A 21,241-nucleotide genomic window follows, 5' to 3' on the forward strand; every position below is an offset into this window, starting at 1 on the left:
ACTACATCAAATGGCTAAAAAAGAAGTTAAAACGGATTTTTGGGTATATGACCTACTCAAAGAAGCAGGATTGGATTTATGCCCTCAAGGCAGTGATATTGCAGAATTGGATAAGGCACTTAAAACTGCATCCAAGGCACAAACCGGCAAAGCGGGGTATCCGGAATTTTGTGGAATAGTCAAAGACTTTGTTATTGTTATTGAAGACAAAGCTGATATTGCCGATCACATCAAACGCAATGGAAGCGAGCTGATTTGCCAAACTACCGACAGCATCAAATATTTTGCTGTCAACGGTGCATTACATTACGGCATTCATCTAGCCAGAAATACCAGTTATAAAAAAATCATCGCCATCGGCGTATCCGGCAATGAAAAACGCCATAAAATTTCTCCGATGTTTATCAATGAGCGTGGCGAATACAAAGAATTGGAGGATGTTGAAACGTTCACGCTATTTAATGACAAAAATATTGGCGAGTATTACACCAAAAACATCCTTAAAGAACAAACCGACGAAGAGAAAACTACCGAAGAAATTCTTAAAGACGCCAAAGCCCTGCACGAAGATTTGCGCAACTACGGCAGCATTCAGGATAAAGATAAACCATTGATTGTTTCCGGTATTTTGCTAGCTCTGCGTGAAATTGAACACCACAATTTTAATATCGACCATCTTAATGGCGACGACATTAAAACCGACGGCCAAAAAATCTATGAAGCCATACAGGCTAATCTCGACCGTGCCCAAGTCAAGCCGCAAGTAAAAAAAGACAAATTACTCAGCCAATTTCTCGTTATCCGAGATACCAAAGCCATCAACGAAACCAACAAAACCTTGGGCAAAACCCCACTTAAGCACTATACCCAGTTTATTTACGAAAACATTTACAAAAATATCAAAAATATCCAGTCATCCGAAGATTATTTAGGGCGGTTTTATGGCGAATTTATGTCGTATTCCGGCGGAGACGGGCAGACGCTCGGTATCGTTTTGACCCCGCGTCATATCGTTGAACTCTTTTGTGAACTTATCGATATTAAACCGACCGATTCGGTGTTTGACCCTTGTTGCGGTACGGCCGGCTTTCTTATTGCCGCCATGCACCATATGCTGCAAAAAACCGATAAGGAAGCAGAAAAAAGAAAAATCCGCAAAGAACAACTGCACGGTATCGAATTGCAACCCTATATGTTTACCATCGCCACTACCAATATGATTTTGCGCGGCGACGGAAAAAGCAATTTAGAACAGGAAGATTTTCTCAAACAAAATCCCGCCCAACTGCAACTTAAAGGTTGCAACATCGGCATGATGAATCCGCCGTATTCGCAAGGCTCAAAGACCAATCCCAACCTATACGAGATTTCCTTTACAGAGCATTTGCTGGATTCTTTGGCTGCCGACGGTAAAGCCATTGTGATTGTGCCGCAGTCATCTATGACGGGGAAAACCAAAGAAGAACAGGCAATCAAAGAAAATATCCTCAAAAAGCATACACTTGAAGGCGTGATTACCTTAAATAAAAACACCTTTTACAGAGTTGGAACCAATCCTTGCATCGCAATTTTCTCAACAGGTATCCCGCACGAAAAAGACAAAATCGTCAAATTCATCAACTTTGAAAATGACGGTTTTGAAGTACAAAAACACATCGGTCTGGTGGAAACGGTGAGTGCCAAAGACAAAAAACAGCATCTCTTAGACGTATGGCACAACCGCATTCAAGCTGAAAGCCGCTTTTGCGTAGAAACAACTGTTGAGGCTGAGGATGAATGGCTGCACTCGTTTTACTACTTTAACGATGAAATTCCCAGCGAAGCCGATTTTGAAAAAGTGATTGCCGATTACCTGACTTTCGAAGTCAATATGATTACACATGGACGTGGGTATTTGTTTGGATTAGAGGAAGATAATGAGTAAATTAAAACTAGTAGATAGAGAATGGAAAAGCTTTTTTATCGGTGGTAAAGAAGGTATCTTTGATATTAAAGCAACTCAAAGTGGAATCGATAAAAATAAATTAAACATTTCTGGGAATGGAGAAATTCCTTATATCACTCGCAGTGATATAGATAATGGAATCAATCTATTTGTTTCTGATGAACAGATCCTGAAATATAAAAAAGATAGTGGTAATGTCATTACTATTGGCTTGGATACGCAAACTGTTTTTTATCAAAAAAACAGTTTTTGGACAGGACAAAATATTCAGGTTTTAAGAAATAAAAATTTGAATTACTGGGTGGCAATGTTTGTAATTCCTTTATTAAAAATCCAAATGGAAAAATTTTCTTGGGGAAGCACAGGAGCCACGTTAGGTAGGCTAAATCGCACAAGAATCATGCTTCCCGTCAATTCAGACAGCCAACCCGACTGGCAGTTCATGGAATATTTTATGAAGCAAATCGAGCAGGATAAAATCAAAACTATCTTAAATTATTACAATAAACAATTAAATAACAATAACTTGCGGGGGGGGGGTAGAGGCTTGGAGGCCGTCTAAAAACCGCTGGGCAACGTTTACCATACAGGATATTTGTGAGATTTTATCAGGTGTCCGATTAACCAAACAGGATATGGAAATAGGAAACAGACCTTTTGCGGGTGCAAGTGACGGCAATAACGGCATCACTGCTTTTGTTGCCAATCAAAATGCCAGCTTAGACCAAAACGTTTTGGGTGTGAATTACAATGGCAGCGTAGTAGAAAATTTTTATCATCCTTACGAATGCCTGTTCTCCGATGATGTAAAACGATTGAGAATCAAAGCACCCGAAGCAGGAAAATATGCTTATTTATTTCTAAAAACCGCCATTCTGAAGCAGAAGGGTAAATATCAATACGGCTATAAATTCAACGCAGCACGCATGGCAAAGCAGAAAATTTTGCTGCCTGTCACAACTGAAAACCAGCCAGACTGGAAAACTGCTGCCCGTTATATGCAATACTTGGAATTACGCCAAATTATGCGCTATCTGCAATACAGGAAATAAAATATTTTATAAATATCAGTGCAATACCCAGCCGAAAATAGATTAAGCCATGACCGACAACACCTTAATCCTCTACACCACTTCAGACGGCCGCTCCCAATTCGTTTTACGTGAACTGGGCGGGCAGCTTTGGCTCACACAGTTGGAAATAGCTGAGCTGTATCAAACCACCGTTTCCAATATCAATAAGCATATCAAAGCGATATTGGCTGAAAAAGAAATGGAGGAACGGGCAACTATTGAGTATTACTCAATAGTTCAAACCGAAGGCGGGCGGCAGGTAAGCCGCGAAATCGCCCATTATTCCCTGCCAATGATTATCGCCGTCGGCTACCGCGTGCGTTCTTCACGCGGTACGCAGTTCCGCCAATGGGCTACGCGCACGTTGGGCGAGTATCTGCAAAAAGGCTTTGTGCTGGATGACGAGCGCCTGAAAAATCCGCTGGTGGGAACCTTGCCTGCACCGGATCATTTTGATGAATTGCTGGAGCGCATCCGTGATATCCGCGCCAGTGAAAAGCGGGTCTATTTACGTGTGCGTGAGATTTTTGCGCTGGCTGCGGATTATCAGCCCAGCTTTAAAGAAACCACGCAATTTTTTAAAACCATTCAAAACAAACTGCATTTTGCAGCGACCGGGCATACTGCTGCGGAGTTGGTTTATCGGCGTGTCGATGCGGCCAAACCGTTAATGGGTTTAACGCATACGACCGATGGCGTAGTGCGTAAAAAAGACATTAAAACGGCCAAAAACTATTTAAACGAAAAAGAAATCAGCCAGTTAAATCGCATAGTCATTATGTGGCTGGATTTTGCCGAAGATCAGGCGCAGAGAAAAAAGCAGGTGTTTTTAAAGGATTGGACGGAAAAGCTGGATCAATTTTTGGCGTTTAACGACCGTGAAGTGCTGCAAGGTGCAGGTAAAATCAGCAAAAAACAGGCCGATGCTAAAGCAGAAGCCGAATACGAACGCTATATGGCTGCACAGCGTCAAATCAAGGAACAGCAGGGAGAAGAAGATATTGCCGAATTATTGCACTTAAAAGTTAAGCTCAAAAAATAACTGAAACCAGCTAGAAATCAGCTTTTTGGGATTTGGTTATTTCTCAATATAGAAAGCTAACCATATCAAAAAAAGCACCTGAATTTTCAGGTGCTTTTTTTGATATCTAAATAATGTAAGAGGAAATCAACTACCCATCAGTTTCAAACGTTGACCCGGAGTTACTGTACGGGTATTGCGGTTCCAACGGCGGATATCATTGATATCCACATTGAAACGGCTTGCAATGGTATTCAAAGTATCGCCTTTACGCACAGTATAAGAAACATTACGCACGGCATTACGTTGGGTTGATGCCGCAGTAACTTTCAGTACTTGGCCTTTGCGGATGCTGTTACCTTTGATGTTATTCACAGTGATCAAATCAGCAACACTGAGATTGTAGCGTTGAGAAATATTAAATAACGTATCCCCTGCTTCTACGCGGTGAGTGTTATTTGCCAGTTTCGCAGCAGCATTGGCACGAGCCAATCGGGTTTCGGTACGTTGCTGTTGTTTTGCTCGGCTTGCGATAATTCGATCAGTGCGGGCTTTGGTAGCTGAATCTGCTTCAAATTGAGCCAAGCTGTTTCTCACGCTTTCAGCAGCATTCAAACGATTTTGTTCTGCATCATCAACCAGGGCCAATAAAGGATCTTGTGCTTCGGAAGATGCCGGAGCACGGTTAGGTAAAGTAGCATCATTTTCGGCTACATCCACAGGCGCGTCTGAAGGTGCCGGTTTTTCAGGAGCAGGAGTGGCCGATGTTTGGGTTGGCAACGGCAAAGGCTCTGCTACTGCTACTGTAATGGCATCAACCGGAGCTGAGTTTTCGGCAATCAATGAGGCTGCAATGGAAATCGGTGCGGGAGCTGCTGTAGTTTCAGCAGTTTCTTTTACCGGCTCTGATTTCGCTGCCAAGATAGTAATCGGCGAAGGATTCGATTCTACTTGTTTACTGTCAGAAATACCGTTAATTTGCTGAACGGTCACTACGTTAGTTTCGTAACGTTCGGGAAGTTGAATGTTTGTAGCTTGTGCAACCTGTACGATTTCAGGAGTATTAACCTCTTTTTTGCTTGGTTGGGTTAATGCAGCAATATTGATGGCTGAATCAATAGCAGCTTTGCCTGTGAACTTACGGTCGGTTGAGTCATTATCCCAAGCAAGCTGAATATCATTTCTAATGCTTCGATAGTTTTTCTCGAAAGTAGAAGTAGCATGAGCCGGCAAAAGAAGTTTGCGGTTTGCTTTGGGAACAAATACAGAGCCATTAAAAGCCGGATTCAAAGCTAAGAATTCACTTTCGCTGATGTTGGCCATTTTGGCGATTGAATTTGTGTCAAGCGGCTTATCCAATGCAACTGCTTTAAAGTAAGGTTTGTTTTCAATTTCACTCAAACCCATACCAAAGGCTTGGGGATTATTGACAATATTTCTTACAGCCAGCAATTTGGGAACATAATTGCGAGTTTCGGCAGGCATACGAAGATTTTCATAAACCGGGTTCAAACCTTGTGCGCGGGCACGTTTGATTGCGCGGCTTACGTTGCCCTCGCCCCAGTTATATGCGGCTAAAGCAAGCGACCAGTCGCCGAACATACCGTGCAGATATTCGAGATAGTTCAATGCTGCGTTAGTGGCAGCATACACATCGTGACGGCCATCATATTGTGCGGTACGCTCTAAACCGAAGTGACGGCCGGTAGCAGGCATAAACTGCCATAAACCGGAAGCGCCAACATGAGATTTAGCTTTGGTAACAAATGCACTTTCAATAAAGGGAAGTAAAGCGATTTCCGCAGGCATATTGCGCTTTTTGACTTCATTGGCAATATGGTACATATAAGGTTTGCTGCGGTTGATGGTGCGGTCGAAATAAGCGCGACCTGCTGAGAATTTGCTTTCGTGACGGCGTACGAGTTCTGAGTTTACTTCTGCCATGCGGAAGTCTTTACGCATAACATTCCAAAGGCTGCCTGAAGCAATATTTTTTTGCTCTTGGTCCAGTAATGATGAGTTTAACCGCATCATTGCCATGCCTGTTTGAGTAGAAGGAGCTGCATGAGTATATGCGGCACCAGAAACTGCCGATACGCCTGTAACGGCTAGGGCTATAGATTTTAGTTTCGCCATAGTCTCAAGAAATTCTAAATAGTTAATTTATAATGGGGCAGATGTTAATGTTTTGAAAGGATTCAGTCAAGAAGATATTGCAAAATATTTGAGATAATTTATATATTTACCCAGTAAACCATACTGATTGGGAATATTTTTAAGAGTATATTTTATCCCTTTGTCTTTCTGCTTTTTCGCAAAAGGTGCTTTGAATGGAATATAAAAAATTGTCACGGTGGTTCACCGATACCGATATGGGGATTTATACATCGACACTGGAGCGGCATTTTTTTGAGCAGTCTTCCGCCGATTTTTTCGTAAGTAAATCCGCGCAATTTGGTATGGAAGAATGGTTGAGGCCATCTGAAAAATGTATCTGTATCGGCAAAGATATCTATATGGATACGGCTGCATGGGCTTGGGAACAAAGCACATTAGATTTGCTGCTAATGCCGCATACTTTGGAAACAAATACTTCAACAGAACACATACTTTTTCAAGCTTTTCAAGCTTTAAAGCCTGAAGGCAGAATCATTCTGACAGGGTTTAACCCTTATTCGCTTTGGCGTTTGCGCAATTGGTTTAACGGTAAATATCTGCCGGAAGCACGATATTGCCACCCTCTTCCGGATTTGAAAAAACAACTTGAGGCAATCGGTTTTCAAATAGAACTTGGCAAATTTATGGTGTATCTACCACCGCTTAAAAGCAACGACGCAATGAAGCTTTTTCAATTTATGGAAACAGCTGGAAACCGTTGGTGGCCACATGCTGCCTCTGTATATGGCTTGGTGCTGAAAAAACGCGTGGCAGGTATGAGGCTTACCGAGGAATGGTCGGAAGTGGTTGAAAACAATATAGAAGTGGTTTTAGGTAGTGCAAAATGGAAAGTTGATTAAAAGTCTACACTCAGAATATCCAAACCAAAGCTAGAACAAACAGACCAACTTCAAAACTAATAATCGGTAATAAAATGTAAAGATAATGAAGTATTAATTTGTAAAATTTAAAAATTTCTTTACATTTTGAAAAATTATTTGTTACAATCACTTTAGAAACAACATTGGTGAAAACGTTTAATAACTAAAAAATGAAAGGTGTTACGATGAACTCTGCACTCACTTTCTTCTTCGTGATTTTCTGCGGCCTGTTGTTGATTATTATCAATAAGAAATTGTTAATGGGGAAAAAACAATATATTCATGCTTTTAATAATATCTACGAGCAGCTGAAATGCCGCCACGATATCATTCCTAATTTAATAGATGCTTCAAAGGTTTATTTAGGTCGTGATCAAGCTGCTATTTCAGCAGTTGCTTGTGCCAGACAGCGTGCCGAAGCAGTTTTGTCCGCAGCTTCTGCCAATCTTGATGAAAATTCCGTTTCTTCCCTCGGAGCGGTAGAAACCGAATTAAATGAGGCTTTATCTAATTTACAATCCGTAATTAAAACCTATCCCGAATTGAAAAAAGATAAATTAATTATCGATTTGATGGATATTTTAGAAAGCTCTGAAAACCGCGTGGCGTATGCCAAGCAAAATTACAATAATTCAGCCGTCTCATACAACGAAATGCGCAATGCTTTCCCCGCAAATATTTTCGCCGGATTTCTCGGCCATGGTAGAAAAGCTGCTTTGTTATCATTTGAAGACAGTGCTGCCGTACGCATGACATCAAGAATTCTACTGTAAATCTTTAATCCAACTTATTCAAAGGGAACCATGTATGGTTCCCTTTTTATCATCTAAATCTTTTCAAAATGATTAGATAACGTAACCACATGAAATAAAGTCAAAAATACCTGCCTGAAAACTCCCTTTCAGACAGGCACTTTTTTACATACCAAGCTTTTCAGACGGCCTTACCTTACCGGTTCATCCATCCAATCCACTTTGTTCATTTTACGCACAATCACCCATTCGTCGCGGTTGGAACCTACCGTGCCGTAGTAGTTGAAACCGTAGGCAAGCTGGGCGTAGCCGCCGATCATGTGGGTGGGTTTCAAGATGGCGCGGGTAACGGAATTGTGGATGCCGCCGCGTTTTTGTGAAACCTCGCCCGCGGGTGTATGGACGATTTTTTCCTGTGCATGGTACATCAGGATCATGGTTTCGGGGATGCGTTGGCTCACCACGGCGCGGCAGGCGATGGTGCCGTTGGCGTTGAACACTTCCACCCAGTCGTTATCGACAATGCCGGCTTTCTTGGCATCGATTTCGGAAATCCACACGTGCGGGCCGCCGCGGAACAGGGTGAGCATGCGCAGGTTTTCCGAATAGGTGCTGTGGATGCCCCATTTTTGGTGCGGCGTGAGGAAATTAAGAGTAATTTCCTTATTGCCGTTAGGGTATTTGCCGAGCAGTTTTTTGGTGGTTTTGAAATCGACGGCGGGCTTGTACACGCACAGATGTTCGCCGAAATCACGCATCCATTTGTGGTCTTGGTAGAACTGCTGGCGACCGGTGATGGTGCGCCACGGAATCAGTTCGTGCACGTTGGTATAGCCGGCGTTGTAGCACACTTCTTCGCTTTCCACGCCCGACCAAATCGGTGAGGTAACGATTTTGCGCGGCTGGGCGACGATGTCGCGGAAGCGGATGGCGGTATGCTCGCTGGCGTTAATCAAATGGGTATGATCGCGACCGGTGGCTTTACCCAAGGCTTGCCATGCTTTTTTGGCAACGTGGCCGTTGGTTTCGGGTGCGAGGGTCAGCACCATTTCGCAGGCATCAATGGCGGTTTCGATTTTCGGCTGGCCTTTGCCCGCGCCGGTTGCTTGTACGCCGTTGAGTTTGCGCAGGAATTCGACTTCGTGCTTGGTGTCCCAAGCCATGCCTTTGCCGTTGTTGTTGATTTTTTCCAGCAACGGGCCGACCGAAGTGAATTTTTCGTAAATCGCTCCGTAATCACGCTCGACGACGGTAATTGCGGGCATGGTTTTGCCGGGAATCGGGTCGCATTCGCCGTGTTTCCAGTCTTTCGGGTCAAACGGCTGGCCGAGTTCCTGCGGGCTGTCGTGCATCAGCGGGGTAAGCACGATGTCTTTGCGCACGCCGATGTAGTCTTTAGCCAACTCGCTGAATTTTTTGGCGAAACCTTTGTAAATCTCCCAGTCTGTTTTGCTTTGCCACAGCGGTTGCACGGCCTCGGTGAGCGGGTGGATAAACGGGTGCATATCCGAGGTGTTGAGGTCGTCTTTTTCGTACCATGTGGCGGTCGGCAACACGATATCGCCGTACAAGCAGGTGGTGGACATGCGGAAATCGAGTACGGTCAGCAGGTCGAGTTTGCCTTCGGCGGCGGGGCGCACGGTAATTTCAGACGGCTTGATGCACTCTTCGTCGTTTTCGTCGCTCAACACGGCGTTTTGCGTGCCCAGCAGGTATTTCAGGAAATACTCATGGCCTTTGCCCGAAGAACCGAGCAGGTTTGAGCGCCAAACAAACAGGTTGCGCGGGAAGTTTTGCGGGTTGTCGGGGTCGTTACACGCCAGATCCAGCGAACCGTCTTTCAGACGGCCTGCCACATATTGAGCCGTATCCACTCCTGCGGCATCGGCTTGGTCGGCAATATCCAAGGGGTTTGCACCCAATTGCGGCGCGCTCGGCAGCCAGCCCATGCGTTCGGCTTTGGCGTTGTAATCGATCATGGAGAGCTTGCTCATATCGCCGTCGGCATCCGGCGCAAGAATTTCATCTACATGCACTTTTTCATGCCGCCATTGGCTGGTATGGGCGTAGAAGAACGAGGTGCTGTTCATTTGGCGCGGCGGGCGGTGCCAGTCGGTGGCAAACGTCAACGGAATCCAGCCGCTTTGCGGGCGCAGTTTTTCTTGGCCTACATAGTGGCACCAGCCGCCGCCGGATTTACCGATAGAGCCGCACATCATCAGCATATTGATGATGCCGCGATACGCCATGTCCATGTGATACCAGTGGTTCAGACCGGCACCGACAATTACCATGCTGCGGCCTTCGGTGTCGTGGGCGTTTTGGGCGAACTCGCGGGCTACCTGAATCACCAGCTCCGGTTTCACGCCGGTGTGTTTTTCCTGCCATGCCGGCGTGTAAGGTTTGTCGTCGAAATAATCTTTGGCAACATTTTCGCAGCCCAAGCCGTTGTCCACGCCGTAGTTGGCCACCATCAGGTCGAACACGGTCGCTACCAACGCGGTTTCGCCGTTGGCCAGCGGAATGCGTTTGGCGGGCACTTTGCGGTAAATCATGTCGTCGCACTCGCCGCCGAAGTAGGTAAAGCCTACGTTTACCACTTCATCGGCACGTTCTTTCAGCGACAGGGCGGCATGAACTTCTTTATCTTGTGCGCGGGTTTCCAAGTTCCATTTTTGGCTGCCGTCCCAGCGGAAACCGATAGAACCGTTGGGCAGGCAGAGGCCGTCTGAAAGCTCGTCCCATACCAAAGTTTTCCAATCGGCATTTTGTTCTTCGCCGAATGCGGCCAATTCGGACGCGCGCAGGAAATATTTAGGCGCATAGCCTTTACCGTCGGCATCCAAGCGCACCAATACAGGCATATCGGTTAAGCGGCGCACATAATCGGTGAAATAAGGAGAAGGATTGTCGATGTGGAACTCTTTCAGAATCACATGACCCATCGCCATCGCCAAAGCTGCGTCGGTACCTTGTTTCGGCGCCAGCCAAATATCGCCGAACTTCGCCATTTCGCCGAAGTCGGAAGACACGGCCACCGTTTTGGTGCCTTTGTAACGTACTTCGGTGTAGAAATGGGCATCAGGCGTGCGCGTCATCGGCACGTTGGAACCCCACACCATCAGATAGTTGGCGTTATACCAGTCGGCAGATTCGGCAACGTCGGTTTGCTCGCCCCAAATTTGCGGGCTGGCCGGCGGCAAGTCGCAATACCAGTCGTAAAACGACAGCGGCACACCGCCGATTAAGCCCAAATAACGCGCACCGGCAGCGTAGCTTACCATTGACATAGCGGGAATCGGCGAGAAACCGAACACGCGGTCGGGGCCGTAGTTTTTAATAGTGTAAGCATTGGCCGCAGCCACCATTTCATTGGCTTCGTCCCAAGACGTACGCACGAAGCCGCCCAAACCGCGTTGGGTTTTGTACGATTTGGCGCGGTTTTCGTCTTCTACAATCCATGCCCAAGCTTCAATCGGCGACATGGTTTTTCGCGCTTCACGCCACATTTCCGCCAACACCCCGCGCATCATCGGGTATTTCACACGTTGGGCGGAATACACATACCAGCTGTAAGAAGCACCGCGCGGACAGCCCCGCGGCTCGTGGTTGGGTAAATCGGGGCGGGTGCGCGGATAGTCGGTCTGCTGGGTTTCCCAAGTAATCAGGCCGTTTTTCACATAAACTTTCCAACTGCACGAACCGGTACAGTTCACACCGTGGGTGGAGCGCACCACTTTATCGTGCTGCCAGCGGCTGCGGTAGGCATCTTCCCATTTGCGGTCTTCTTCGGTGAGTACACCGTGCCCGTCGGCAAAGGGTTCGTGTTTTTGGCTGAAAAATTTCAGGCGGTCTAAAAAGTGGCTCATGGCGGGTTCCTTATGCTTATGTCCGGCAGGAAATGCCTGTCTGAAAATAATTTTTTTACGCCTTAGAATATAATCCAGCCGCCTGCAGGAAAATATGCGCCGAAAGGGTTTAAACAGGAGAAAAAAGGCTGAGGGGAAAAACGCTTTTTAAGTAGATGTCTAGTTCTTTAGAAGTAATTCAAATCTGAATTTAAGAAACTATATGAAGGGAGATGTTTTTCAGACGGCATCAAGGCCGTCTGAAAATTGCTTTTAAAGATAATGATTGTTTAGAGAAAACAGTTTGATTGCATTGTGCAAAAAACTTAGAAGCATTGATAAACAAGGCAAAAATCACCTAATCATTTACTTTGCAAGTTATGTAGATAGAAATATTTTTTGACAAAACAAAACCTCTTAAGAAAAATCTTTCTTAAGAGGTTTTTAGTATTTGGCACGCCCACGGGGAATCGAACCCCGGTTACCGCCGTGAAAGGGCGATGTCCTAACCGCTAGACGATGGGCGCGGATATCATTTTGATTTTTGGCGCACCCGGAGCGATTCGAACGCCCGACCCTCTGGTTCGTAGCCAGATACTCTATCCAACTGAGCTACGGGTGCGTATCTCACTGCGCTTCGTTAGTGCTGTGAATCAAGAATTGAAATAGTAATAGCATTGCTTTATGTTGTCTAGCCTTTATTGGCAAAAAATTTATAATAATATGAATTTATTTAAATTTATTTTTTTGAATATATTGTCATTTATCTTATATTCAATTTAAAGAGCCTAAAAGCTAAAAAAGCCGCTTTCAATAAGCGGCTTTTTTTAACCAATGAGTTTATTCGTCGACAAATAAACTCTTAAACCAAAGAACGATGCTGTCGTAAGTACGGCCAAACCAACCCGCTTCTTCTACGGTATTTAAAGCTACCACGTTTTTTTCAGCCAAGACGGTATTGCCGTTCATAACTTTCAGCTTGCCTAAAACCTGCCCTTTTTGAATAGGTGCCAATACGGGCTGTACCGTTTCCAAAATCGGTTTAATATTTTGCCCTTCACCATGAGGAATCGTCACATACGAAGCGTTTAAGAAACCTACATTTACGGCATTGGAACTGCCTTTATATACCTTCACCTGGGAAATGGTTTGATTAGCATCGTATAGTTTGGGCGTATCGTAAGCCTGCAAAGCCCAGTTCAATAATTTGCTGCTTTCTGACGCACGAGCTTCTGTGCTTTCCGTGCCGACTACAACGGAAATCACACGGCGGCCGTTGCGTTTGCTTGAGGCCACCAAGTTGTAACCTGCGCTACTGGTATGGCCGGTTTTCAAACCGTCTACGTTGGGATCGCGATACAGCAGCAAATTGCGGTTCGGCTGTTCGATGTTATTGTATTTAAACGATTTCATCGCATAAATCGGATAATATTTAGGGAAATCTCGGATAATTGCATCTGCCAAAATCACCAAATCGTTAACGCTAGTGAGATGGCCTTCTCCCGGCAAACCGGTACTATTGGTGTAAACAGTATTTTTCATGCCCAAGCGTTTGGCTTCCGCATTCATCATGGTAGCGAAACCCTCTTCGCTGCCGCCGATGGCTTCTGCCAAAGTAATGGCGGCATCGTTACCTGACTGAACAATCAAACCTTTAATCAAATCGCTAACGCTGGCCGGTTTTTTAGGATCCAAAAACATGCGTGATCCTTCGGCTTTCCAACCTTTTTCAGATACGGTCAGCATTTGGTCGGGTTTTAACGTGCCGTTGTCCAATGCTTTAAAAGCCAAGTAGGCAGTCATCAGTTTGGTAAGAGAAGCCGGCTCGATTTGGGCATTCAGATTTTTTTCAGCGAGAATTTGGCCGCTTTGCGCATCTTTCACGATATAAGCTGTGGCGGAAATTTCAGGCAGGGGAACTGCCGTAGGTGTGGCTGTTTGCGCGGGAGCGTTGGCTTGCGGAGCAGGAACAGTGGCAAAGGCTGAGCTGCAAACAAAAGCGGCCGTCATCAGGCCGAGTAAGGTTTTCTTCATGTAGTTCAACTTCTTTAAATGTTTATGAGTGATACAAGCCGTCTGTATTTTCAGACGGCCTGTTAATAGTTGGGTAAACTATGCAGACGCGGTAAAGCGGTTTCACGCCTGATTTAGCCGGCTTGCGGTTTGAAGCAAGCCTTTGGTTATAGAGGCGCATTATACCTATTAATGTGTTCATTTGCTAAGATTTTTCTTGCTTTCAGACGGCCTGCGGAGTATGGTTTCAGGTTTATTCAGATATTATTTAACTTGGTGCTTACCAAGTTTGCACGGGCGGCAGAATATTAAAAATGCAGCTTTAGACTTGGGCGGTTTGTTTTTTTACACACGGCTCAAATAAATAAGAATATATACTTTTGATTATCATAATATTATGAGCACTCTTTCTTATTCCGACTATCTTATCCGCATTCTCAACGCATCTGTTTATGATGTAGCCGTAGAAACACCTCTTGAACCAGCCCGTAGCCTTTCGCATCGTGCCGGTAATCATATTTTACTCAAGCGCGAAGATTTGCAGCCCGTGTTTTCTTTCAAAATCCGTGGCGCGTATAACAAAATGTCCAAACTTTCTAAAGATGCGTTGGCTCGCGGCATTATTGCGGCCAGCGCGGGAAATCATGCGCAAGGGGTTGCTTTGTCGGCGCAGCGCTTGGGTTGCCGTGCTGTAATCGTGATGCCGGAAACGACTCCCCAAATCAAAGTGGACGCAGTACGAAACCGAGGCGGCGAGGTGGTGCTTAAAGGCGTATCGTATAACGACGCCTATGATTATGCGGTCGAACTTGCCGAAAAAGAAGGTTTGACTTACATCGCTCCGTTCGATGATCCGGATGTAATTGCCGGACAAGGAACCATCGGCATGGAAATCTTGCGCCAAACTTCCAGCAAAATCGATGCGATTTTTGTGCCTATCGGCGGCGGCGGTTTGGCTGCTGGCATTGCCGCTTTTATCAAACAAGTCCGCCCTGAAATCAAAATCATCGGCGTGCAAACCCACGATTCATGTTGTATGAAGGTTTCTATTGCCGAAGGCAAACGGGTCGAGCTGAAAGATGTAGGATTGTTTTCAGACGGCACGGCTGTGAAGCTGGTTGGAGAAGAAACATTCCGTATCTGTCGAGATTTATTGGACGACATTATTACGGTTGATACCGATGCCATCTGTGGCGCCATCAAAGACATTTTCGACGATACGCGCAGCATTATGGAGCCGGCCGGTGCGCTCGCATTGGCTGGCTTGAAAGCTTACGTTAACCGTAATCAAGCGGAAGGCGAAACTTTAATTGCCGTAACCAGCGGTGCAAACATCAACTTTCACCGTCTGCGCCATGTGTCGGAACGCAGTGAGTTGGGCGAAGGTAACGAAGGCATTTTTGCCGTGTCCATTCCCGAAAAGCCCGGCAGCTTCTTGAAGTTTGTCAACGTTATTGGCAGCCGCAACATCACGGAATTCAACTACCGCTACGGCGACGATCAAATCGCGCATATTTTCGTCGGTATTCAGACGGCCGGCGTTCAAGATTTAGCCAAAATCAGTGCCGAACTTACTGCCGCCGGTTTGCCGAACACCGATTTAACTAACAACGAAATTGCCAAAATCCACACACGCTACATGGTTGGCGGTCGCACGCACAAAGTAGCCAACGAGCGCGTTGTCAGCTTCGAGTTTCCCGAGCGCCCGGGCGCATTGGCGAAATTCTTAAGCAATATGCAGACCGACTGGAACATCACCCTCTTCCATTACCGCAACCATGGCGCGGATTACGGCAGAGTGCTGGTTGGCGTGGACGTGCCCGAACAAGATTGCGAAGCCTTTGCGGAATTTCTCGACGGGCTGGGCTATGTTTACGAAGACGAAACCCATAATGCAGCTTATAAGCTCTTTTTGGGCTGAATGTAACTAAGGCCGTCTGAACAGTAAACTTGACATAGCGCAATCAAGATTGAAATAAAACACCATAAAACCTGTTTTTTCAGCTTTTTTCATGAATAATATGGTCTAAATCAAATTATTCAAAACAGCTAACCCAAACAACTCAATACACATAAGGAGTATGTTCACATGAAACTTTATTTAGCTTTTATTTCCGCAGCCGTATTAGGTTTGACTGCTTGTTCGCAAGAGCCTGCACAACAAGCTCCGGCAGCCGAAGCCCCTGCCGCAGCCAGCGCAGCTGCATCTGAACCTGCTGCGGCCGAACCCGCTGCTGCCGCTTCCGAAGCAGCTCCTGCGGCTGCCGCCGATGCTGCGTGCAGCACAGTAGTGGAATCCGACGATGCGATGAAATACAACGTGTCTGAAATCAATATCAGCAAAGCATGTAAAGAGTTCACCATCACTTTGAAACACGTCGGCAAAATGCCTAAAGCCGCAATGGGCCACAATATTGTGATTACCAAAGCGGAAGATGTGGATGCTGTAACCAAAGACGGTGCTTCTGCAGGTGCTGAAGGCGACTACATTAAGGCGGGCGATGAGCGCATTGTTGCTTCTACCAAACTCATCGGCGGCGGCGAAGAAACCAGCATTACCGTAGATACCGGCAAATTTGCGGCCGGCAACCAATATGAATTCTTCTGCTCGTTCCCCGGCCACCTCGGTTTGATGCGCGGCAAAGTGAACTTGGCCGATTAATTTTCACCGGCTGAAATAAAAACACTCACAAGCTTTCATGGCTTGTGAGTGTTTTTTATAGCGGAATGAAACGGAATTAGCCCAAATCAAATGCCTTGTGCAGCACGCGGGTTGCCAATTCCATGTATTTTTCGTCGATCAGCACCGATACTTTGATTTCCGAAGTAGAAATCATTTGAATGTTGATGCCTTCTTCGGCCAAAGTGCGGAACATTTTAGACGCAACGCCAACATGCGAACGCATACCCAAACCAACGATAGACACTTTGCATACAGTATCGTCGCCGTCGATTTCTGCGGCACCGATGCTCTCTTTCAAGCCGTTCAGCAACTCCAACACGGGCTTGTATTCGCCGCGCGGTACGGTAAATGAAAAATCGGTTGTGCCTTCCGCGCCGACATTTTGGATAATCATGTCCACTTCGATGTTGGCATTGGCTACCGCGCCGAGAATCTGGTAAGCCACACCGGGTTTGTCCGGCACGCCGCGCACGTTGACACGGGCTTGGTTTTTGTCGAATGCAATACCGGATACGGCTGCTCTTTCCATGTTGTTGTCCTCTTCAAAGGTAATTAATGTACCGCTGCCGCCTTCTTGCAGGCTGCTCAACACACGCAGGCGGACTTTGTATTTGCCGGCGAATTCCACCGAACGGATTTGTAGAACTTTCGAGCCTAAGCTTGCCAGCTCCAGCATTTCTTCAAAAGTTACCGTATCCAGACGACGGGCCTCCGGCACGACGCGCGGGTCGGTGGTATAGACGCCGTCCACATCGGTATAAATCTGGCATTCATCGGCTTTTAAGGCGGCGGCCAATGCAACGGCCGAAGTATCCGAACCGCCGCGGCCCAATGTGGAAATGTCGCCGTTGGCATTCACGCCTTGGAAACCGGCCACAATCACCACTTTGCCTTCTTTCAAATCGGCACGCATAGCTTTGTCGTCGATGTCTTCGATGCGCGCTTTAGTATGGGCGTTGTCGGTTCTCACCGGTACTTGCCAGCCGGTGTAGCTCTTGGCGTCTACGCCGATGTTTTTCAACGCCATCGCCAACAGGCCGATGGTAACTTGTTCGCCCGTGGATAATACAACGTCCAATTCGCGCGGGTCGGGGAAATCCTGCATTTCGTGCGCCAATGCAACCAAGCGGTTGGTTTCACCGCTCATGGCAGATACCACCACAACGACATCGTGGCCTTCTGCGCGGGTTTTGGCGACACGTTTGGCTACGTTTTTGATGCGTTCGGCGGAGCCTACTGAAGTGCCGCCGTATTTTTGTACGATTAACGCCATTTTTCGTGCTTTCTTGATTGATGTTATGGATGCAACGGAAGATTAGTTGCGCTTGGAAAAATTCGTAACATTATTACTATTTTTACCGTTAAACACAAGGTGCTGCCGCGCGTAAAAAGGTCTCATTATGCGCCTTATTTCGCGGCTGATAAAGTATAAAAACGCTTCCTTTGCCGCCTCGTCGGCATGGTGTCTTTTTTGCACACGGCATAATGACGCTTATACATCAACGGGGCCGTCTGAAAAACTTTTTTCAGACGGCCTCACGGCTTCAAATTCAAACGATTCAAATCGTTAATAAACATCGCGCTGATAACGCCTGTCTTCACGCAAACCGTTCAGATAGTCTTCGGCATCGTCGCGGCTGAGTTTGCCCTGTTCGGAGATGATCTCGAGCAAAGTATTTTCCACATCGCGCGCCATGCGGGTTGCGTCGCCGCACACATACACATGCGCGCCCTGCTGCAACCATGCCCATACTTCGGCGGCGTTTTCGGCCAGTTTGTGCTGCACATACACTTTTTCTTCGCCCTGCCTGCTCCACGCCAAATCCGCGCGGGTCAGCAGGCTGGTTTTGCGGTATTGCAGCCATTCGGCCTGATACAGGAAATCGTCGGTAAACCGCTGGTTGCCGAATACCAACCAGTTTTTGCCTGCGTCGCCGTTGGCTTCGCGCTGCTGCATAAAGGCGCGGAACGGAGCCACGCCGGTGCCTGCGCCGATCATGATTACCGGTGTGTCGCCTTTTTCGGGCAGGCGGAAATGCGGATTCGGTTCGACAAACACGCGCACGCTGCCGCCTTCTTCGAGCGCGCCGCCCAAAAAGCCCGAAGCCGCGCCGGTGTAAGTGTGGCCGTGATGTTCGTAACGCACCACGCCCACGGTGAGATGAACTTCGTCGCCCACTTCGTCTTGCGCCGAGGCAATCGAATACAGGCGCGGCGTTTGGGCGCGGAACAGCCCGAACAGGGTTTGCGCATCCAGCGGGTGCGGAAAAGCGGCCAGCACGCCCACCGGCGGGGTAACGGCAAGATAAGCGTCCAACGCTTCGGCGTTTTCCACCGTACGCTGCAAGGTTTCACTGCCCGACAAAGCGGCATACTGCTGCACAAAAGCAGGCGTATTTTGGGTGATGTCGGCATGTTCGGTTAAGGCCGTCTGAATATCGGTTTCGCTGCCGTCGGCAAGGCGCACGGTTTCGCTGCCGTTTAAGTTGTTCAAGGCCAGAATTTCCGCCACCAATTCGGGAGCGTTCAGCGGCCAGATGCCGAGCGCGTCGCCGGTTTGATAGCGGATGCCGGAACCGCTCAAATCGATTTCGATATGCTCCACGTCTTTTTCGGCATTGCGGGCAGTGATTTTTTGGCGGACGGAAAGTGAGGCGGTAAACGGTTTTTCTTTGGTGTACACCTGTGCGGCAGACGCGGCGGGAGATGCGCCCTTGAGGCCGTCTGAAACCGGTGCGGCGGCTTGCGCACACAGTTCGGCCACTTTAGCGGCAACCGTTTCCACCCAAGCATTGGCGGCCGTCTGAAAATCCAAATCGCACTCGCCAAACGCGCTCAAGCGGGTTGCGCCCAATTCGGCGAAACGGCTGTCGAAATCCCTGCCCGCCTGACAAAACTTGGGATAAGAAGAATCGCCCAAGCCCAGCACGGCAAAGCTGAGTTTGCCCAAATCGGGAGCTTTTTTGCCGAACACGAATTTATACAGCGGCACAGCTTCTTCAGGCGGCTCGCCCTCGCCCTGCGTGGACGTGACCAACAGCACGATGTCTTCTTCGGGCAGCGTTTTGCTCTTGAAATCGGCCGCCGCCACCAAGCGCGCATTGATGCCCGCCGATTCCAGTTTCACCAGCAAATCGGCGGCCACACGGCGGGCGTTGCCGGTTTGCGAGGCAGAAAGCACAGTTACGCGGCGCGGTTCGGCGGCGGGTACGGCGGCAGCGGAAGCATCAAAGGCCGTCTGAGCAGCCGCCCCGCTCTGCCGGCTTTGCGCCCAACAATAGCCCGACAGCCATGCAAGCTGGGTGGAAGAAAGTGAAGAAAGCCGGTCGGCAATTTCAGACGGCAGCGGATTGGCTTGGCTCATGCGGATTCCTTTATTCTCTTTATTCGGCGTTATATCTTTACGGCAGACACGTTAGGCACGCGCTTCCCAAACATAGCCGCCACTTTAAACAGGCCGTCTGAAAAAAGGAAAGAATGGTTGGTTTTAACCACATGCACTTTTGTTATATCAAACCGCACGGCATGGAGCCGGCGCATTTCTGCTGCCCATAAAAAATCCTCCGAACCGACGGCAGTTTTCCGGCAGGTTCGGAGGATGTTGATGAAATGCAGCTTATCTCAAGGTCGAGAACATTTGTGTTTTACAACTTGCCCGCCACTTTCTTATTGCGCATCAGGCACAGCATATCGGCGGCCACATGCGCGGCGGCGATGGCGGTAATCTCGGCGTTATCGTAAGCGGGAGACACTTCCACCACGTCCATACCGACGATATTCAAATCGCCCAGCGCGCGGACAATGCCCAGAGCGGTATGCGAATTCAAACCGCCGGGAACGGGCGTGCCGGTGCCCGGAGCGAAAGCGGGGTCGAGGCAGTCGATATCGAAGGTCAGGTAAACGGGGTTGTCGCCGATGATGTCGTAAATACGTTTTACCGTCGCTTCAACGCCGTTTTCATTAATCCACGGCGCAAACAGCATGTTCATGCCCATGAAGTCGCTGTTCCAAGTGCGGATGCCGACTTGGGCGGAAGTTTTCGGATCGATCAAACCTTCTTTGATGGCTTTGTAAAACATGGTGCCGTGGTTCAAAGATTCGGGCGCGTCATCCGGCCAAGTGTCGCAATGTGCATCGAAATGCAGCAGGCTCAAAGGCTTGCCGTATTTTTCGGCATGCGCCTGCAACAGCGGATAAGTGATGAAATGGTCGCCGCCGAACGTGAGCATTTTGGCGTTGCTGTTTTGAATAATGTCGCGGGCGTGCTGGACGATGGTTTCGCGGATAGTCCACGGCTGATGCGCGTCAAACCAGCAGTCGCCGTAATCAATCACGGCCAAATCGTCAAACGGATCAAAGCCCCACGGAAAAAGATTCAATTCGGCCAACTGCACGCTGGCGGCACGGATGGCGGCCGGGCCTAAACGCGCGCCGGGGCGGAAAGTCGTGGCCAAATCGAGCGGCACGCCGGACACCACCACATCGACATCGGTCAAATCGCGCGTGTAGCGGCGGCGCATAAAGGAAAGTGCGCCCGCATAAGTGTTTTCAATGGTCGAGCCTTTGAGCGATTCGCGGCGGAACGCGCCGTCGCCGTAGATTTTGTTTGTCATGTTTGTCTTTCGTGGGATGAGGCCGTCTGAAAAAATGTGAGTATGCAGAAAAACATAAAGGCTGAGACCTTTGCAAAGCCCATCTGCGGCGCATTTCTGCGTTGTGCGCTGCCCGCTCGTTTAGCCTTGTATATGATATGTCTGCACCCGCTGCGCTGCTAAGCCTTAAACTGCATCCACATCTGAGGGTTTTGCAAGGTCTCGGGTTTTTCAGACGGCCTGAAAGCCTTTTGCTTATCTAGGATTTGATTTTAA

15 protein-coding genes and 2 tRNA genes are annotated in these 21,241 nt (G+C 47.8%); 9 read left to right on the forward strand and 8 right to left on the reverse strand.

The features are described from left to right. Nucleotides 1–10 precede the first annotated feature (10 nt). Genes LVJ85_RS07175 through LVJ85_RS07190 form a run of 4 tightly spaced genes read left to right on the forward strand, consistent with a single transcriptional unit; the run spans nucleotide 11 to nucleotide 4,060 of the window. A complete protein-coding gene (locus LVJ85_RS07175) occupies nucleotides 11–1,924 on the forward strand; it encodes a class I SAM-dependent DNA methyltransferase (RefSeq protein ID WP_244738319.1) in 1,914 nt (637 codons plus the stop codon). Then, the gene (locus LVJ85_RS07180; RefSeq protein WP_244738321.1) at nucleotides 1,917–2,507 is read left to right on the forward strand and encodes a restriction endonuclease subunit S; all 591 of its coding nucleotides are present in this window, start codon (nucleotides 1,917–1,919) and stop codon (nucleotides 2,505–2,507) included. The genes LVJ85_RS07175 and LVJ85_RS07180 overlap by 8 nt, the downstream gene beginning before the upstream one ends. Further along, nucleotides 2,467–2,997: a restriction endonuclease subunit S gene (locus LVJ85_RS07185; protein WP_255733908.1), complete on the forward strand. Its 531-nt coding sequence runs from the start codon at nucleotides 2,467–2,469 to the stop codon at nucleotides 2,995–2,997. The genes LVJ85_RS07180 and LVJ85_RS07185 overlap by 41 nt, the downstream gene beginning before the upstream one ends. A 49-nt stretch (nucleotides 2,998–3,046) precedes the next feature. Further along, nucleotides 3,047–4,060: a virulence RhuM family protein gene (locus LVJ85_RS07190; protein ID WP_244738325.1), complete on the forward strand. Its 1,014-nt coding sequence runs from the start codon at nucleotides 3,047–3,049 to the stop codon at nucleotides 4,058–4,060. A 126-nt stretch (nucleotides 4,061–4,186) separates the two neighbouring features. Here the strand turns inward: LVJ85_RS07190 and LVJ85_RS07195 are convergent, their stop codons facing one another. Then, on the reverse strand, nucleotides 4,187–6,175 hold the full coding sequence (locus LVJ85_RS07195) for a transglycosylase SLT domain-containing protein (protein WP_244738327.1): 1,989 nt from the start codon (nucleotides 6,173–6,175) through the stop codon (nucleotides 4,187–4,189). 194 nt (nucleotides 6,176–6,369) lie between these two features. On the opposite strand from LVJ85_RS07195, the gene LVJ85_RS07200 reads away from it, so the two are divergent. Next, the gene (locus tag LVJ85_RS07200; RefSeq protein ID WP_244738329.1) at nucleotides 6,370–7,056 is read left to right on the forward strand and encodes a methyltransferase; all 687 of its coding nucleotides are present in this window, start codon (nucleotides 6,370–6,372) and stop codon (nucleotides 7,054–7,056) included. Between the two features lie 206 nt (nucleotides 7,057–7,262). After that, complete coding sequence (locus tag LVJ85_RS07205; protein WP_244738331.1) at nucleotides 7,263–7,850, forward strand: LemA family protein; 588 nt, start codon at nucleotides 7,263–7,265, stop codon at nucleotides 7,848–7,850. Between the two features lie 170 nt (nucleotides 7,851–8,020). Here LVJ85_RS07205 and LVJ85_RS07210 read toward each other — a convergent pair whose 3' ends face one another. From LVJ85_RS07210 to LVJ85_RS07225, 4 genes are all read right to left on the reverse strand, one after another. Beyond that, entirely contained in the window at nucleotides 8,021–11,698 is a 3,678-nt protein-coding gene (locus LVJ85_RS07210) for a nitrate reductase subunit alpha (RefSeq protein ID WP_244738333.1), read from the reverse strand. Between the two features lie 431 nt (nucleotides 11,699–12,129). Next, nucleotides 12,130–12,204: transfer RNA gene (locus LVJ85_RS07215), tRNA-Glu, on the reverse strand. 18 nt (nucleotides 12,205–12,222) lie between these two features. Then, a tRNA-Arg gene (locus LVJ85_RS07220) sits at nucleotides 12,223–12,299 on the reverse strand. Between the two features lie 218 nt (nucleotides 12,300–12,517). Further along, nucleotides 12,518–13,711: a D-alanyl-D-alanine carboxypeptidase family protein gene (locus LVJ85_RS07225; RefSeq protein WP_244738335.1), complete on the reverse strand. Its 1,194-nt coding sequence runs from the start codon at nucleotides 13,709–13,711 to the stop codon at nucleotides 12,518–12,520. A 376-nt stretch (nucleotides 13,712–14,087) separates the two neighbouring features. Between LVJ85_RS07225 and ilvA the strand changes: the two genes are divergently transcribed. After that, entirely contained in the window at nucleotides 14,088–15,611 is a 1,524-nt protein-coding gene (gene ilvA / locus LVJ85_RS07230) for a threonine ammonia-lyase, biosynthetic (RefSeq protein ID WP_244738337.1), read from the forward strand. 168 nt (nucleotides 15,612–15,779) lie between these two features. After that, nucleotides 15,780–16,352: an azurin gene (gene azu, locus LVJ85_RS07235; protein WP_085362517.1), complete on the forward strand. Its 573-nt coding sequence runs from the start codon at nucleotides 15,780–15,782 to the stop codon at nucleotides 16,350–16,352. A gap of 76 nt (nucleotides 16,353–16,428) precedes the next feature. Here azu and LVJ85_RS07240 read toward each other — a convergent pair whose 3' ends face one another. The 3 genes from LVJ85_RS07240 to speB all read right to left on the reverse strand — a co-directional run bounded on the left by LVJ85_RS07240 (nucleotide 16,429) and on the right by speB (nucleotide 20,986). Next, nucleotides 16,429–17,646, reverse strand: a complete 1,218-nt coding sequence (locus LVJ85_RS07240; RefSeq protein ID WP_244738339.1) for an aspartate kinase — start codon at nucleotides 17,644–17,646, stop codon at nucleotides 16,429–16,431. A gap of 294 nt (nucleotides 17,647–17,940) precedes the next feature. After that, entirely contained in the window at nucleotides 17,941–19,737 is a 1,797-nt protein-coding gene (locus LVJ85_RS07245; protein ID WP_244738341.1) for an assimilatory sulfite reductase (NADPH) flavoprotein subunit, read from the reverse strand. 280 nt (nucleotides 19,738–20,017) lie between these two features. Next, a complete protein-coding gene (gene speB / locus LVJ85_RS07250) occupies nucleotides 20,018–20,986 on the reverse strand; it encodes an agmatinase (protein WP_244738345.1) in 969 nt (322 codons plus the stop codon). Between the two features lie 83 nt (nucleotides 20,987–21,069). Here speB and LVJ85_RS07255 point away from each other — a divergent pair, with 83 nt between their 5' ends. Next, a complete protein-coding gene (locus LVJ85_RS07255; RefSeq protein ID WP_244743115.1) occupies nucleotides 21,070–21,228 on the forward strand; it encodes a lipoprotein signal peptidase in 159 nt (52 codons plus the stop codon). Nucleotides 21,229–21,241 lie beyond the last annotated feature (13 nt).

Source organism: Neisseria sp. Dent CA1/247, from assembly GCF_022870825.1.
GTDB lineage: Bacteria > Pseudomonadota > Gammaproteobacteria > Burkholderiales > Neisseriaceae > Neisseria > Neisseria zoodegmatis.